This is a genomic window from Qipengyuania sp. ABI-127-1, assembly GCA_022953095.1.
Taxonomy (GTDB): Bacteria; Pseudomonadota; Alphaproteobacteria; order Sphingomonadales; family Sphingomonadaceae; genus Qipengyuania.
Genome location: JALJCR010000003.1, coordinates 416,096 through 430,042, shown reverse-complemented (window position 1 = coordinate 430,042; position 13,947 = coordinate 416,096). Strand labels below are relative to the sequence as shown.

The 13,947-nt window shown below is 63.8% G+C and carries 14 protein-coding genes; 7 read left to right on the top strand and 7 right to left on the bottom strand.

What is annotated here, in order from left to right; genetic code table 11:
* Positions 1–58 precede the first annotated feature (58 nt).
* Positions 59–1,375: a DUF2254 domain-containing protein gene (locus MUY37_RS14690; protein WP_499196102.1), complete on the top strand. Its 1,317-nt coding sequence runs from the start codon at positions 59–61 to the stop codon at positions 1,373–1,375.
* A gap of 4 nt (positions 1,376–1,379) precedes the next feature.
* Here MUY37_RS14690 and MUY37_RS14685 read toward each other — a convergent pair whose 3' ends face one another.
* Positions 1,380–2,288: a DMT family transporter gene (locus MUY37_RS14685; protein WP_499196101.1), complete on the bottom strand. Its 909-nt coding sequence runs from the start codon at positions 2,286–2,288 to the stop codon at positions 1,380–1,382.
* Positions 2,289–2,343: 55 nt separating this feature from the next.
* On the opposite strand from MUY37_RS14685, the gene MUY37_RS14680 reads away from it, so the two are divergent.
* Together MUY37_RS14680 and MUY37_RS14675 are read left to right on the top strand one after the other, a co-directional pair.
* Positions 2,344–3,456 carry an alkene reductase gene (locus tag MUY37_RS14680; protein ID WP_499196100.1) on the top strand — a complete coding sequence of 371 codons (1,113 nt, stop codon included), beginning with the start codon at positions 2,344–2,346 and terminating at the stop codon, positions 3,454–3,456.
* Positions 3,457–3,487: 31 nt separating this feature from the next.
* Positions 3,488–4,363: an HpcH/HpaI aldolase/citrate lyase family protein gene (locus MUY37_RS14675; protein WP_499196099.1), complete on the top strand. Its 876-nt coding sequence runs from the start codon at positions 3,488–3,490 to the stop codon at positions 4,361–4,363.
* Here MUY37_RS14675 and MUY37_RS14670 read toward each other — a convergent pair.
* Both MUY37_RS14670 and lipB read right to left on the bottom strand, forming a co-directional pair.
* On the bottom strand, positions 4,360–4,623 hold the full coding sequence (locus MUY37_RS14670; protein WP_499196098.1) for a hypothetical protein: 264 nt from the start codon (positions 4,621–4,623) through the stop codon (positions 4,360–4,362). The genes MUY37_RS14675 and MUY37_RS14670 overlap by 4 nt on opposite strands.
* A complete protein-coding gene (gene lipB, locus MUY37_RS14665) occupies positions 4,620–5,291 on the bottom strand; it encodes a lipoyl(octanoyl) transferase LipB (protein ID WP_499196097.1) in 672 nt (223 codons plus the stop codon). Before lipB ends, MUY37_RS14670 begins: the two co-directional genes overlap by 4 nt.
* A gap of 59 nt (positions 5,292–5,350) precedes the next feature.
* Between lipB and MUY37_RS14660 the strand changes: the two genes are divergently transcribed.
* Positions 5,351–6,175 (top strand): glycerophosphoryl diester phosphodiesterase membrane domain-containing protein, encoded by an 825-nt coding sequence (locus MUY37_RS14660; protein ID WP_499196096.1) that lies wholly within the window; start codon positions 5,351–5,353, stop codon positions 6,173–6,175.
* On the opposite strand, the gene MUY37_RS14655 is transcribed toward MUY37_RS14660, so the two are convergent.
* Complete coding sequence (locus MUY37_RS14655; RefSeq protein ID WP_499196139.1) at positions 6,172–6,780, bottom strand: class I SAM-dependent methyltransferase; 609 nt, start codon at positions 6,778–6,780, stop codon at positions 6,172–6,174. The two genes, MUY37_RS14660 and MUY37_RS14655, sit on opposite strands and share 4 nt — an antisense overlap.
* Before the next feature lie 121 nt (positions 6,781–6,901).
* Here MUY37_RS14655 and MUY37_RS14650 point away from each other — a divergent pair, with 121 nt between their 5' ends.
* Complete coding sequence (locus MUY37_RS14650) at positions 6,902–8,251, top strand: MFS transporter (RefSeq protein ID WP_499196095.1); 1,350 nt, start codon at positions 6,902–6,904, stop codon at positions 8,249–8,251.
* Positions 8,252–8,255: 4 nt separating this feature from the next.
* Here MUY37_RS14650 and arsC read toward each other — a convergent pair whose 3' ends face one another.
* Positions 8,256–8,600 carry an arsenate reductase (glutaredoxin) gene (gene arsC, locus MUY37_RS14645; RefSeq protein WP_499196094.1) on the bottom strand — a complete coding sequence of 115 codons (345 nt, stop codon included), beginning with the start codon at positions 8,598–8,600 and terminating at the stop codon, positions 8,256–8,258.
* Between the two features lie 162 nt (positions 8,601–8,762).
* On the opposite strand from arsC, the gene MUY37_RS14640 reads away from it, so the two are divergent.
* A complete protein-coding gene (locus MUY37_RS14640) occupies positions 8,763–10,880 on the top strand; it encodes a TonB-dependent receptor (RefSeq protein ID WP_499196093.1) in 2,118 nt (705 codons plus the stop codon).
* A 203-nt stretch (positions 10,881–11,083) separates the two neighbouring features.
* Here MUY37_RS14640 and MUY37_RS14635 read toward each other — a convergent pair whose 3' ends face one another.
* Together MUY37_RS14635 and MUY37_RS14630 are read right to left on the bottom strand one after the other, a co-directional pair.
* Positions 11,084–11,635, bottom strand: coding sequence for a (2Fe-2S)-binding protein (locus tag MUY37_RS14635; RefSeq protein ID WP_499196092.1), 552 nt, complete (start codon positions 11,633–11,635; stop codon positions 11,084–11,086).
* A gap of 25 nt (positions 11,636–11,660) precedes the next feature.
* A complete protein-coding gene (locus tag MUY37_RS14630) occupies positions 11,661–12,428 on the bottom strand; it encodes a class II aldolase/adducin family protein (RefSeq protein ID WP_499196091.1) in 768 nt (255 codons plus the stop codon).
* Positions 12,429–12,559: 131 nt separating this feature from the next.
* Between MUY37_RS14630 and MUY37_RS14625 the strand changes: the two genes are divergently transcribed.
* Entirely contained in the window at positions 12,560–13,903 is a 1,344-nt protein-coding gene (locus MUY37_RS14625; protein WP_499196090.1) for an MATE family efflux transporter, read from the top strand.
* The last annotated feature ends 44 nt before the right edge of the window (positions 13,904–13,947 follow it).

Here is a 13,947-nt window from a genome sequence, read left to right as displayed (position 1 = left end):
GCACCCAATTGCGATTCGCGCGTTCATCCCCTGACCGCAACTGGCAGGGGATGCCCGCTTGACCGCCGACATACGTTTTTTCTGGGCACGGCTAAACGCGAATTACTGGTTCTATCCGGCGCTGTTCTCGCTCGTTGCGGCGGCGCTGGCGTTTGCGATGGTGGCGGTCGATCGGGCCGGTTTCGCAGAGTTTCTGAACGACGTGGACTGGATCGTGCCCGCCCGCCCCAAGGGCGCAGCCGATATGCTTACCGTCATGGCAGGCAGCATGATCGGGGTCGCGTCGACAGTGTTCTCGATCACCATTGCCGCGGTCGCCTATGCCAGCGGCAATTACGGGCCACGCCTGCTGACCAATTTCATGGAGGATCGCGGCAACCAGCTCAGCCTCGCGACCTTCATCGGCAGCTTTGTCTATGCGATCATCGTGCTGCGCGCCGTTCGGGCGGAGGACGAGACCGCGGCGACCGGCGCGGATGCCGCAGCCACGGCCCTGCCCGGTTTTACCCCGCAGCTCTCGCTCTTGGTTGCCTATATTCTCATGGGCCTGTGCGTGGCCGTGCTGGTCTTCTTTCTCAACCATATTCCCTCGAGTATCCGCATCAACAAGGTGCTCAAGGGCATCGGCGAACGCCTGCTGGAGGCAATCCGCGAAACCTATCCGGTCGAGGACACCTTCGGCGATGCCGTCGAGTCCGTTGCCGGCAAGCCGATCACTGCCTGGGGAACCGGTTATGTCCAACTGATCGACTTCGAGGAACTGGCGAAGATCGCCCGCGACTGTGGCTGCACCTTTTCGCTCCGCGTGCGCACCGGCGATTTCGTGCACCGCGATGTGCCTTTCATGGACATAGAGGGCTGCGAGCCCGAATGTATCGAGGAGCGCGTGCGCGATTGCTTCACGCTCGGTTCGACACGCACGCCCGAACAGGACCCACAGTTTCTTATCGACGAACTGGTCGAGATCGGTTTGCGCGCCTTGTCGCCCGGCATCAACGACCCCTTCACGGCCATCACCGCGCTCCATTGGCTTGGCGCCGCGACGGCGGAGATCGGCCGACGCGATTTGCGCAAGGATATTTGCGGCGAAGATAGGGATGATTGCCCCGTCATTCCCGTCCCGGACGATTTCGATCACTATGTGAAGCGCGGGTTCGGGGCGATCCGCAGTGCCGTGGCCAGTTCGCCGATCGCTGCGGAAGTGATGCTCGACACGCTCGCCAACACGGCAGTGCCGATCAAGGACGAACGGCGGCAGGGTCTGCTCAAGAAAGAAGCGGAGCACCTGGCGCAACAGGCGCGTCTGATCCTCGTCGGCCCGGATCTCGAGCGGTTCGAGACCCATGTGGCCCAGTTCAACCAGTCCTTCTGGTGATGGCTTAGCGCACCCGACCGCCCCGGCCTGGCGCCCGCGCCAAGACGAGCGCCGCGCCGACCAGAACCATACCCAAAATGTCGAGCGGGACGAGCATTTCGCCGAACGCCAGCCAGCCGACAAGCGCCGCGAGGGCAGGCTGTGTCAGCAAGGCCATGCCGATGATGAGCGGCGGGAAATGACGCAGCGAGAAAACCAGCAGGCCCTGCCCGACCACCTGGCTGCTGACGGCAAGGGTCACCAGCGGCGTCCAACCGGCCTCGCCCGGCAGGATAGGTTCCCCCGCAGCGAGCGCCATGCCGAGGAGCAATGGCGCAGCCGCGAGGCTGACCAGCAGCAAAACCGTCCATGGCCCAAGCACTGCCCGGGCACGCTGCGCGGGCAGGAGGTAGAAGGCATAGAACACGCCCGCCGCCAGGCAGAACAGGTCTCCGACAAAAGTAGCGGCCGAAATCTCCAGGCTGCGGCCAAGCAGAATCGCCGCCCCGATCAGCGCCGCCAGCACCCCGGCGCCTTCTTTCCCCGTGGGCGCCCTGCGCGCCGCGATCAGGCCCCAGATCATCAGGATAACCCCGCCGGAATTGCCGAACAGCGTCGCATTCGCCAGCCGGGTCTGTTCGATACCTACGTGCCAGCTAGCCAGATCAAGGGCGAAAAAGGCGCCGCCCATCAAGCACAGAAGCGCCAGCCTGCGGTCGAGCGGGCCGGGTGACCGCGCACGCCACGCCAGGAACGCCAGGATCGGAACGGGCAGCAACAGGCGCCAGAAGGCGGCCGAAACCGGCCCGCTATCCGACAGGCGCACCAGCCAAGGCCCCAGCGCAAGCGCAACGTTTCCAGCGATCAGCGCGACAAAGTGCCACGCACTTGCCTGAAAGCCATTCTTGTCCGGTGGCATGGTTGCGCTGCTCATGGGCCGCCCTTAGCTCAAGGGCCAAGTCGCGCCAGCAAAAAGGATTTGTCCCCGCATGCACGATACCCTGTTCCAGCCGCTCACCATGGGCGCACTCGAAGCCAGAAACCGCGTTTTCATGGCACCGCTCACGCGCGGTCGCTCGACCCAGCCCGGCTCGGTCCCCAACGAAATGATGGCGACCTACTATCGCCAGCGGGCGAGCGCCGGATTGATCATTTCGGAAGCGACCGGCATCAGCGTCGAGGGTCTCGGCTGGCCTGCGGCGCCCGGTATCTGGAGCGAAGAACAGGTCGAGGGCTGGAAACTGGTCACCAATGCAGTGCACGAGGAAGGGGGGCTTATCGTCCTCCAGCTGTGGCATATGGGTCGCCTCGTCCACCCGCTGTTCCTCGGCGGCAATCCGCCGGTTTCGGCCAGCGCGACGACCGCGCCGGGTCATGCGCACACGTTCGAGGGCCGCAAGGATTACGAACAGGCGCGCGAGGCGACGACCGAGGACATCAGGCGGATCGTCGAAGACTACCGCCACGCTGCCGAAAACGCCAAGAAGGCAGGCTTCGACGGCGTTCAGCTACACGGGGCGAATGGCTATCTGGTGGACCAGTTCCTGCGCGACAGCACGAATCTGCGCACCGACGAATATGGCGGCAGCCCGGAAAACCGTACCCGCTTCCTGCGGGAAGTGCTCACCGCGCTCGTCGATGTCTGGGGTGCGGACCGCGTCGGCGTTCGTCTGTCACCCAATGGCGAAACGCAAGGGTGCGACGACAGCGATCCCGCAGCAACCTTCGGCGCCGCAGCCAGGGTGATCGAGGATCTCGGCATCGCCTTTCTCGAGCTGCGCGAGCCGGGACCGGACGGGACGTTCGGGGCCACCGAGGTTCCCAAACAGAGCCCGCTCATCCGCCAGATCTATTCGGGACCGCTCATCCTCAACAGCGACTATTCGCCCGAGGGCGCCGTCGCCGACATCGAGGCGGGCCGGGCCGACGCGATTAGCTGGGGCCGGGATTTCATCTCCAATCCCGACCTGCCGGAACGCTTCCGCCTCGGCGCAGCGATAGCGCCTAATGAAAACGTGCCGCATAGCTGGTATGGACGTGGTCCCGAAGGGTATGTCGATTACCCTGTGCTAATTGCGCAAGAGCAAGCTGCCGCCGAGTGATTCGCCGTGCGGCGATCATTTGGAGGCGGTCATGCGTTCGTGGATCCTGGTCCCGACGGATAAGCGCGAGGCGCTCGAGTCGATAGCCGGATCCGGGGCCGATGCAATCGTTCTGGATCTCGCTCGCTCCGGCGCGCCGGCGCAGAAGGCACGAGCCAGAATCGAGGCGGCCAACTGGCTGCGCTCGCATCGCGAACAGGTTCTGGCCACGCGCAGATTTCAGCGCTGGGCCAGGATCGGCGGCATGGACACCGCCGACTGGCGCGCGGATCTCGACGCCGCGATGGAGGGATCGCCGCATGGCATCGTGCTGAGCCGGTGCCGCGGCGCGGACGATATCCGTCAACTGGCTTCGGTCCTGTACGAAATCGAAGATCACCGCGGCCTTGCGGCGAACATTACCCGCATTATGCCTGAACTCGGATCGACCCCCGCCAGCGCCCTGGCGATCGGGCGACTTGCCGATGAACTGCACCCCCGGGTTTCCGCACTGACTTGGGACGCCGTCGGGCTGGCCCATTCTCTCGGCGCGCGCCGCCTGCGTGGTCCGGCGGGTCGCTGGAGCGATGGGTTCGCCTATGCCCGCGCGCAGATCTTGTTGGTCGCCCACGCCCGCGGCATCGGCGCGATCGAACATCCCTTTCGCGACACACGCGATGACGATGTCTGCGCCCGTATCGCCGAGGCGGCGCGGGCGGATGGCTTCACGGGCATGTTGGCGATCCATCCTTCGCAGCTTCCCGGGATCAACGCGGCCTTCGCACCGCTCGAAAGCGAGATGTCCGAAGCGCTCAAGATCGTCTCGGCATTCTCGACCAATCCCGGCGCGACCATGCTTACGGTAGGCGACCGGCGCGTGGATCGCAGCGACCTGGAACGCGCCAGGCGGCTGCTCGGCGAGGATTAGGTTTCCGGTTCGGTTGCCTCGCCGTCATCCGAATCAGCGGCGGGTTCGGACTGGGGCGAATCCTGCGCCGCGCGCACTGGCGGCGACTGCGAACGCAGCCGGTCCAGCGGGATCATATCGTCGCTGATCGTACCGCCGATCACATCGCCCTTGGCATCGCGATCCGCTTCCTGTTCCGTTTCCTCCGCCGGGGTCTCGTTGCTGCATGCGGTGAGCAACGCGGCACCGCATGCGAGTAGAAAGGCAGACCGTAATATCATGGCAAGCAGCACTCCTGACCGGCGAGAGATGCGAGGAAATCGCCCAAGCGCGCGTGCAATGCCTCATCGAAAGCGGACGGCGCAAGGTCGATTCCGAGCCGCGCCAGGCTGGTGACGCCGAATTCCTCGATGCCGCAGGGGACTATTCCGGTGAAGTGAGACAGATCGGGCGCAAGGTTCACCGAAAATCCATGCATCGTTACCCAGCGCCTTACCCGCACACCGATAGCGCCGATCTTGGCCTCGCGCCCGTCAATGTCGCGAGTCCAGATGCCGATCCGCCCTTCGCTACGCCAGCTCTCCACCCCGATATCGGCCAATGTGGCGATGACCCACCCTTCGAGCGAATGGACGAAACACCGCACGTCGCGGCCCCGCTCTTTCAGGTCCAGCATGATATAGCCGACACGCTGGCCCGGTCCGTGATAGGTATAGCGTCCGCCGCGCCCGGCTTCGATCACTTCGAAGCGCGGGTCGAGCAGTTCCGCCCCGTCGGCGCTGGTTCCGGCAGTATAGACCGGCGGGTGTTCGAGCAGCCAGACCTGCTCGCGCGCCTCGCCCTCGGCAATCGCCCGGTTGCGAGCGGTCATGTGTTCGAGCGCTTCGCGATAGCCGATTGGCCTCGCTTCGGCATGCCATTCGATATTTTCGGGTAAATTGGACGACATGCGCGATTGCGTGGCGACTGGAGAAGCGCTTATCAAGGGGCAAACGGGAGAACCGCTGCATGAAATTCGATCTCGACACCGCTTGGAAAGACGCCATGGGGCTGCTGTCCCGCAATCGGGGTCTGCTGGCCGTCATTGCCGGCGTGTTCTTTTTTCTGCCTTATGCCGCGCTGGCGATCGCCTTGCCCGGAATGGGCGATCTCGAGGCTGCCCAGGCGAGCGGCAACCTGGACGCGATGATGGGCGCGATCAACGATCTCTATGCCAGCTATTGGTGGGTCTACCTCATACTCGCAATCGTTCAGGGTACTGGGCTGCTGGCCATGCTGGCGCTGGTGCGCCGGCGCGCGAATCCCACTGTGGGCGAGGCATTGTCGACCGGGGTGAAATCGGTCCCGACCTACATAGCGGCGCAACTGCTTCAAACCGCTCTGTTCGCCATTGTCGCGGGGCTTCTCATCGGGGTCGGCGCAGTCACCGGATTGCCGGCGCTGGCGGTGCTGGGCGGCGTGATCGCTTTCGTGGTCGTGTGCTACATCGTGACCAAGCTTTCGCTGGCGGCGCCGGTGATCGCGATCGAGGGTCAACTCAATCCCATCAGGGCGCTGCAACGGTCCTGGGCGCTGACCCGCGGCAACAGCATCCGGCTGTTTTTCTTCTACCTGCTGCTGCTCGCCGCCTTCGTGGTGCTCTCGATCGTGATCTCGCTGGTTCTGGGGTTGGCCTTCGCGATCGCGGGAGAACAGGCCGCGCTGCTGGGCGAGGCAGTGATTTCAGGCCTGCTCAATGCGATCATGATCGTGGTCATCGTGTGCGTCCTGGCGGCCGTTCACACCCAGCTCGGCCGTCTGTCCGACAATCCGGACGCCGCGACCGAGGATTAGTCCTCGCGGTCCTTCCAGCCCCAGAAGAGTTGGCACGGCAACACGTTCCAGAATTCGAAACCGCTATCGATGCGCTTGAAATGCCGGGCCATGAACTCACGCGCCCTGGCCGAGAACTGGTAGACCAGAAAGGCGCCGCCCGGCCGGATGACGTCGTAAGTCGATTTCGCGATCGCCGGCCCGACGCCATCGGGCAGGGTCGAGAAAGGCAGGCCGGAAAGAACGTAGTCCGCCCCGTTGTGACCATGCGCCTCGACGATCTCGACCACATCGGCAGCCGAACCGTGCACGGCGTGGAAACGACTGTCCGTAAAGTGCTTCTTGAGATAGTCGATATAGAGCGGATTGGTGTCGATCACGATCAGCGTGCCGTCGCGCCGCAAGCGATCGAGGACGGGCTGGCAGAAGGTTCCGACACCCGGGCCGTATTCGACGAACACTTCGCACCGCTCCCAATCGACCGGCGCCAGCATTTTGCGGATGGTGAAGCGCGAGGATGGGATGATCGAGCCGACCATGCGCGGCTCTTCGAGAAACCCGCGGAAGAACACGCCCCACTGGCCGAAAAGCCGCGCCGCGCGCTTGCGCCAGCTCGTGCGTTCGATAACGCCAAAGCCCTGATGTCCGGTCAAAATCGCAAACCCTGTGACAATTTCGTTGGGGTGGCGGTCTGGCAGGCTCGCTGCGCCATTGCAAGCTGACCGGCACCCCCCTACCGCCCTCACAATGGCAGACTTCGACCCCACCAGTTCTGATACGGCGCCTCCGGCGGCCGGGCAGCACGCCATTCCGCGTGGGCGCATGGCGCTGCTGTTCACGGTCATGTTGACCACTGCGGCAGGCAATACCGCAATGCAGTCGGTCATGCCCTCCATCGGAACCTCGCTGGGCGTCGACGATGTCTGGATCAGCCTGGCCTATAGCTGGTCGGCATTGTTATGGGTGATCTGCGCCCCGATCTGGGCGCAGCGGTCGGACCGGCGTGGGCGCAAGGCGATGATGGCGCTGGGGATGCTCGGCTTCATCGCCAGCTTCCTGCTGTGCGGGATCATGCTGTGGATGGGGCTTGCGGGGGTTCTTCCAGCCTTCTGGGCCTTGCTGTTGTTCGCGGCTGCCCGCAGCCTCTATGGCGGGTTCGGCAGCGCCGCACCGCCCGCAGTCCAGGCCTATGTCGCCAGCCGCACGCCCCGGTCGGAGCGCACGCAGGCGCTGTCGCTGGTCGCGTCCAGCTTCGGCCTGGGGACGGTGATCGGCCCCGCGCTCGCTCCGCTTATGGTGCTTCCCTTCTTTGGGCTTGCCGGCCCGTTCCTGATCTTCGCGCTGATCGGCCTGGTCACGCTGATTGCCCTGCGCTTGCGGCTGCCCGACGACGTGCCCCGGTTTCCCGCCCGTGGCAGTGCCTATGACGCGCCCTATTCAGGCAGCCCGACCGCCGAGGTCTCGAAAGAGGAGCAGGAAGAGAGCCAAAACGCTCCGGCGAAATTGCGCTGGTTCGAGCCGCGCCTGCGCCCGTGGGTCATCTCGGGCCTGATCGGTGGGCATGCCCAGGCGATGATCCTCGGGATCGCAGGCTTCCTCGTGCTCGACCGGCTGGGACTGCGCGGCGATCCGACTGCCGGGGCAGGTCCGGTCGGTCTTGTCCTCATGGCCGGTGCCATTGCCACCCTGCTTGCCCAATGGGGGCTCATCCCGCGGCTTAAGCTGGGGCCGCGCGCGGCATCTTTATGGGGGATCGCCATTGCGGCGCTCGGTACGGTAGTGCTGGGCGTGGGACAGAACCTGCACACGATCGCGCTCGGCTATTCGATCGCCTCGCTCGGCTTCGGCCTGTTTCGGCCGGGCAATACTTCGGGCACATCGCTCGCGGTCTCGCGGGCCGAACAGGGCCAGGCCGGCGGCGTCACCGCCTCGGTCGCCGGGGCGAGCTTCATCTACGCCCCGGCGCTCGGCGTCTGGCTCTACAACTATTCCGACTGGCTGGGCTTCGGCCTGATCGTCGCCCTGTGCGTGGTCGTTTTCGCCTATGGCTCGCGAGCGCTACAGGCCGACAGCACGCTGACGCTCGACCGGCGCTGAGCGGCTAGAGGATTTCGAGCACCCGGTCCTGCGGACGACACAGGCGCGCGCCCTTCTCGGTTTCCACCAGCGGGCGTTCGATCAGAATGGGCTCTGCCGCCATGGCCGCCAGCACGGTGGCATCGTCAGCCGCGGGCAGGCCGCGCTCCTCGGCGTCGGTTCCGCGCAGGCGCAAGCCCTGCTGCGGGGCGATGCCCGCATCCTTGTAAAGCTGCGCGAGCTTTTCGGCGCTGGGCGGGTCCTTGAGATACTCCACGACCTCGACGTCCACCTTCGAAAGGTTTTCGAGAATGGCGAGCGTCTTGCGTGAGGTGCCGCATTTGGGATTGTGCCAGATGGTCGCTTTCATGGGTCGAGTCTCCTTCGTTTGCGCCGTCGCCTAAGCGAGTGTTGCGATCAGTGAAAGCGACCCTTGCGATTTTTTCACGCAGATGAAGCTTGCAAATGCGAATAGCTCTCAATAGCAGGCCGCGAGCAATTGATAATCATTCGCAGGATTCGAAAGTACATTATGAGGGATCAAGTCTCGCGCGCCGCGCTTCTCGCCGGTGCAGCCTTCGTCTTCACAGCCAGCGCTGCCCAAGCACGCGATGCAGACCAGCCCGAACGCGACTATCTGCCGACCGACATTGTCGTTACCGGCGATCGCGGTACGGGATATGACAATGACGACGGCTCGAGTGCGACCAAGACGCCTACCCCGTTGATCGACGTTCCGCAGGGCGTCAGCTTCATCACCGAGGACCAACTGGAAGACCAGGCGATCCATCAGCTCAACGAAGCGCTGCGCTACGTTCCCGGCATCAGTATGGAAACCGGCGAAGGGCACCGCGACGAAGTGTTCATTCGCGGCCAGGAAAGCACCGCCGATTTCTATATCGACGGTCTGCGCGACGATGCGCAGTATTACCGCTCGCTCTACAACATCGAACGCGTCGAAGTGCTCAAGGGGGCCAATGCGCTCATCTTCGGTCGCGGCGCTGGTGGTGGCGCCATCAATCGCGTGGCCAAACGCGCCAAGTTCTCGGGGCAGGCCATCTCCGGCGAGGCGTCGGTCGACAGCTTCGGCGCCTTCGCCCTGCTGGCCGATGTCAACCAGCCGCTATCCGATGGCGTCGCATTGCGCGTGAACGGCACCTATGAGGAATTCGACAGCCACCGCGATTTCTACGAAGGCCGCTTTTTCGGCATATCGCCGACCCTGACCGCTCAGTTGGGGCCGCAAACCACGCTGATCGCCAGCTATACGTATGACGATGACAAGCGCGTCACCGATCGCGGCGTGCCGTCGGTCGGCGGCACCGGCCCGCTGCGCGGCTTCGACGACACTTTCTTCGGCGATCGCGATTTCAACGAAGCCGAAGCGCAGGTTCATATCGGCCGCGTCCGCCTGGAACACGATTTCGGCAGCGGTCTGACTGCCAATGCCACGGTGCAGTATGCCGATTATGACAAGGTCTATGCCAATATCCTGCCGACCGGCGTCGATACGGTAGACAACACCGTCTTCCTCGGTGGCTATCGCGACTACACCAATCGCGAAAACTGGATCGGCCAGGGCAACCTCGTCTGGCAGACCGGAAGCGACACGATCGAATCGACCTTGCTGCTGGGCTTCGAGGCCAGCCGCCAGGATACGCTCAATGGTCGCGACACGGTTAGTTTCACCCGCGCGCCGGACCCGAATGGACTGGATCCCAACGAAACCCCGTTGGCCGACACGATTTTCGTGCCGCCCTTTGCGCTCAACGTGGGTGCGCGCCTGCGGGATTCGCAGCTCGAAACACTCAGCTTCTACATCCAGGAACAGCTCCAGATCGGCGATCATATCGAACTGGTTGGCGGCCTGCGCTGGGATCGCTTCGATCTCGAGACCGTCAATGTGAACACCGGCATCAGCGGCGACCGGGTGGACGAAAAGGTCAGCCCACGCCTCGGCCTGATCGTCAAGCCGAACCCGGACCTGTCGATCTACGCCTCTTATGCGGAGAGCTTCCTGCCGCAGGCGGGCGACCAGTTCCTCCTGCTCAGCCCAACCTCGGCGCAGTTCGAGCCTGAGAAGTTCACCAATTACGAACTCGGCCTCAAATGGGCGCCGCTCGACAAGGTGCTGGTGACGGCGGCGATCTTCCGCCTCGATCGCAGCAAGACCCCCTTCACCGACACCCTCGGTAACACCACGCTGACGGGTGAGAGCCGCGTCGACGGGTTCGAAATTGGCGCCGTGGGCGAGATCACCGATTTCTGGAAGGCCAATATCGGCTACACCTATCTCGACGGCGAATTGCGCACGGCCAGCAGCTTCGGCCCCGCCGGTCAGCGCCTCCAGCAGACGCCCAAGCACCAAATCGCTGCCTGGAACCGCTTCGACGTGACCGAAGCACTCGGTTTCGGCCTCGGCGTGATCCATCAGGCGGATCAGTACGCCAGCTTCTCGAACACGGTCGAACTGCCCAGCTACTGGCGCGTCGATGCGGCGGCCTATTACACGGTCAACGATCGCTTCAGCGTCCAGCTCAACATCGAAAACCTGTTCGACGAAACCTACTATCCGAGCGCGCACGGCAACAACAATATCCAGCCCGCCGAACCCTTCAGCGCGCGGATCGGTGTGCGCCTAGAAATCTGACGAAAGCCTCCGCCTTCGCGGAAGATAACAGGCTTTCCTACACGAGCGGCGGGTACCTATGGTGCCCGCCGTTTCCTGTCGTGCCGTGCTGTCCGGGGGGGCGTCCAGCACCATGCGTCACCCGCCCGCATCCCAGAATTACTCTTTTGTTTCAGAGTTATGGAGCCACATAGCCCGGATGACAGGGTGTCGCCTTCGTCACCCTAATCCGACTGGTCCGCAGGTGCGTTGATCGCGGGGACTTCCCGCGCGGCGTCCCCGGCGTTGATACCGGGCGCTGGAGCCGCGCTGATCGTCTCGCTGCGCCGGGCCACGCGGCCCGCGCGCTGGATGGCGCGGACCAGTCTCGGATATACGCCGCAGCGGCAAAGATTGGGTATCCCGGCCTTGATTTCCGCCTCGGTTGGCGCCGCCGTTTTTGCCAGAAGAGCACTCGCCGCCATGACAATTCCCGGCGTGCAATAGCCACACTGGATTGCCTGTTCCGCCACCATCGCCTGCTGCACCGGATGCGAGCGATCGCGGCTTAGCCCTTCGATCGTGGTAATGAACCGCCCTTCGGCTTCGGCAATGGTGATGAGGCAGGATCGCAGCGCCTCGCCGTCGACATGCACCATGCAGGCGCCGCAATCGCCCTCGCCGCAGCCGAATTTCGTGCCGGTCAGATTGGCAGCATCGCGCAGCGCCCATAGCAGTGGCGTGTCGGGATCCATCAGAAAGCGCACCGGCTTCCCGTTGACAGTCATGCTGGTCATGCAGCGGGCGCCTCGACGCTAGGCGTCAGTATTTCCAGCTATCGTCGATCTTCGACACGCGGCGCTTCCACGCTTCGAAATCGAATACGCCCGCCCCGCCCTGCGACTGCATCACGGACAGGTCGCGCTGATGCACATCGACCACCTCCTGCGGGACGATATTGGCCGAACCCTGGCTGAGCGTGGCGATCTGGATCTCGCAGGCGCGCTGCAACGCCCACATCTTCACGAACATGCCGGGGATGGTCTTGTCCATCACCACCGGGCCGTGATTGCGCAGCATCAGGATCGAATGATCGCCCAGATTCTCGACCAACCGCTCACCCTCTTCCGGACGCACCGTGACGCCTTCGAAATCGTGATAGCCGATCTGGTTCTGGAAATTGCAGGCATAGAAATTGGTCGGGACCAGCCCGTCCTTGTGACTGCATACGGCCATGGTCGCGGTGGTGTGCACATGGCAGATCGCAGTGGCGCGGGTGCCCAGATGCTTGTGGAAATACGCATGCTGGGTAAAGCCGGCCTTGTTGACCATATATTGCGACGGGCCGACATTGTTACCTTCCACGTCGATCTTCACGAGGTTCGAAGCCGTCACCTCATCATAGAGCAGCCCGAAAGGGTTGATGAGGAAAGTATCGTCCTCGCCCGGCACGGCAACCGAGATGTGGTTATAGATGCTTTCGCCCCAGCCGAGATGCTCGAAAATGCGATAGCACGCTGCCAGGTCCTGCCGCGCCTGCCATTCGGCATCGCTGCATTCGAAATCGCGGGTCTTCATCTGCGTGGCCATGGCGTCGTCTCTCCGTAAGGGGTTTTGTTTCGAGACCTGTATCGCATGAGGATACGGCGGTCGGCAAGCGGGCAGGACTCCGCGCTAGGCAAGCTCGCCGCTGACCGCTACCGCCCCAAGCGATGAGCGAGATGGCAAAACTGACCCGCGGCAGCATTCGCGGCCACCTCGTAAGCCAGACCATGCCGATGATATTCGGCGTCGCGGCGATCATGTCGGTCGGCCTGATCGACGCCTATTTCATCGGCCAGCTTGGGGCAAAAGAGCTGGCGGCGGTCAGCTTCATCTTCCCGATCACCATCGCGCTTTCTAGCCTCGGCGTCGGGGTCATGGTCGGGATCAATTCGGTCATCGCCCGCGCGCTGGGCGAAGGCGATTCAGAGCGTGCAGAGCGGAGAGCGAATTTCGGCGCGGTGTTCGCGCTGGCGACCGGCGTGGTCCTCGGCCTGGTTCTCTACATCCTCCTCGACCCGCTGTTCCGCCTGATGCAGGCATCGGAAGACCTGCTACCCCTGATCGGGCAATATATGCGGCCCTATGCATTGGGGCTGCCGGTCATGCTGTTGCAGATGGGGCTGAACGGCGTGCTGCGCGGACAGGGCGAGGCGCGCAAGACCAGCTATGTCTCGATCACGTACTCGATCGCCAACTGGGTGCTCGACCCGATCCTGATCACCGGGGCCTTCGGCATCGCGGGGTTCGGCGTGGCGGGCGCCGCCTATGCGACGATTGCGGGGTTCTTCATCGCCGTTCTCGTCGCCCTATGGCTGATCAAGGGGGCGCAGTTGCAGATCCACCCGGCGGCGATCCGCGACTGCGATGTCGGTGCCTCGAGCAAGGCAATCCTGTCGGTGGCGGGGCCGGCCGCCTTCTCCAATGCGATCAACCCGATCGGTCTTTCGGTGCTGACTGCGCTGCTCGCGAGCCAGGGCGAATCCGCCGTCGCGGGTTTCGGCGCGGCGGGGCGGTTGCAGAGTTTCGCGGTCGTCCCGCTGCTCGCGCTGTCCGGCTCGATCGGGGCGATCGTGGGCCAGAACTGGGGCGCCCGCCGCGCCGACCGATCGCGCCGGGCGATGTGGTGGTCGGGCCTGTTCTGCATCGCCTACGGCCTCGGCATAGCGGTATTGCTCTATGCCACGGGAGGCTGGTTCGCGCGGTTCTTCACCGAAGACCCCGCGGTCATCGAACAGTTCACGCGCTATCTCGAAATTTCGGTGTGGGGCTATGTTGGGTTCGGCCTTCTGATCGTGGCCAATGGCGCGCTCAACGCCGTCGACCGCGCCGGGTTCGCTCTGGCCCAGAGCGCCGCGCGCGTGTTCCTTGTCATGCTGCCTTTTGGCTGGGTTTTCAGGGATGAATGGGGCTCTGATGCGATCTATGCCGCCGAACTGGTGGCAAATCTGGCGGGCGGCCTCCTTGCGGCCCTCATAGTCTGGAGAGTGCTGCGTTCCGGCCCCGACGATGGGCGCCGATAGTCAAACCAAACGTTAACCATCCTGGTCCATAGCCTTTCCCGATC

Excerpts from the sequence above, each read along its gene's own strand:
- MUY37_RS14630 (WP_499196091.1), bottom strand. The coding sequence starts at position 12,428 with ATGGCCACGCAGATGAAGACCCGCGATTTCGAATGCAGCGATGCCGAA.
- MUY37_RS14680 (WP_499196100.1), top strand. The coding sequence starts at position 2,344 with ATGCACGATACCCTGTTCCAGCCGCTCACCATGGGCGCACTCGAAGCC.
- MUY37_RS14625 (WP_499196090.1), top strand. The coding sequence starts at position 12,560 with ATGGCAAAACTGACCCGCGGCAGCATTCGCGGCCACCTCGTAAGCCAG.
- MUY37_RS14670 (WP_499196098.1), bottom strand. The coding sequence starts at position 4,623 with ATGATATTACGGTCTGCCTTTCTACTCGCATGCGGTGCCGCGTTGCTC.
- MUY37_RS14640 (WP_499196093.1), top strand. The coding sequence starts at position 8,763 with ATGAGGGATCAAGTCTCGCGCGCCGCGCTTCTCGCCGGTGCAGCCTTC.
- MUY37_RS14635 (WP_499196092.1), bottom strand. The coding sequence starts at position 11,635 with ATGACCAGCATGACTGTCAACGGGAAGCCGGTGCGCTTTCTGATGGAT.
- MUY37_RS14685 (WP_499196101.1), bottom strand. The coding sequence starts at position 2,288 with ATGAGCAGCGCAACCATGCCACCGGACAAGAATGGCTTTCAGGCAAGT.
- arsC (WP_499196094.1), bottom strand. The coding sequence starts at position 8,600 with ATGAAAGCGACCATCTGGCACAATCCCAAATGCGGCACCTCACGCAAG.
- MUY37_RS14650 (WP_499196095.1), top strand. The coding sequence starts at position 6,902 with ATGGCAGACTTCGACCCCACCAGTTCTGATACGGCGCCTCCGGCGGCC.
- MUY37_RS14660 (WP_499196096.1), top strand. The coding sequence starts at position 5,351 with ATGAAATTCGATCTCGACACCGCTTGGAAAGACGCCATGGGGCTGCTG.
- lipB (WP_499196097.1), bottom strand. The coding sequence starts at position 5,291 with ATGTCGTCCAATTTACCCGAAAATATCGAATGGCATGCCGAAGCGAGG.
- MUY37_RS14675 (WP_499196099.1), top strand. The coding sequence starts at position 3,488 with ATGCGTTCGTGGATCCTGGTCCCGACGGATAAGCGCGAGGCGCTCGAG.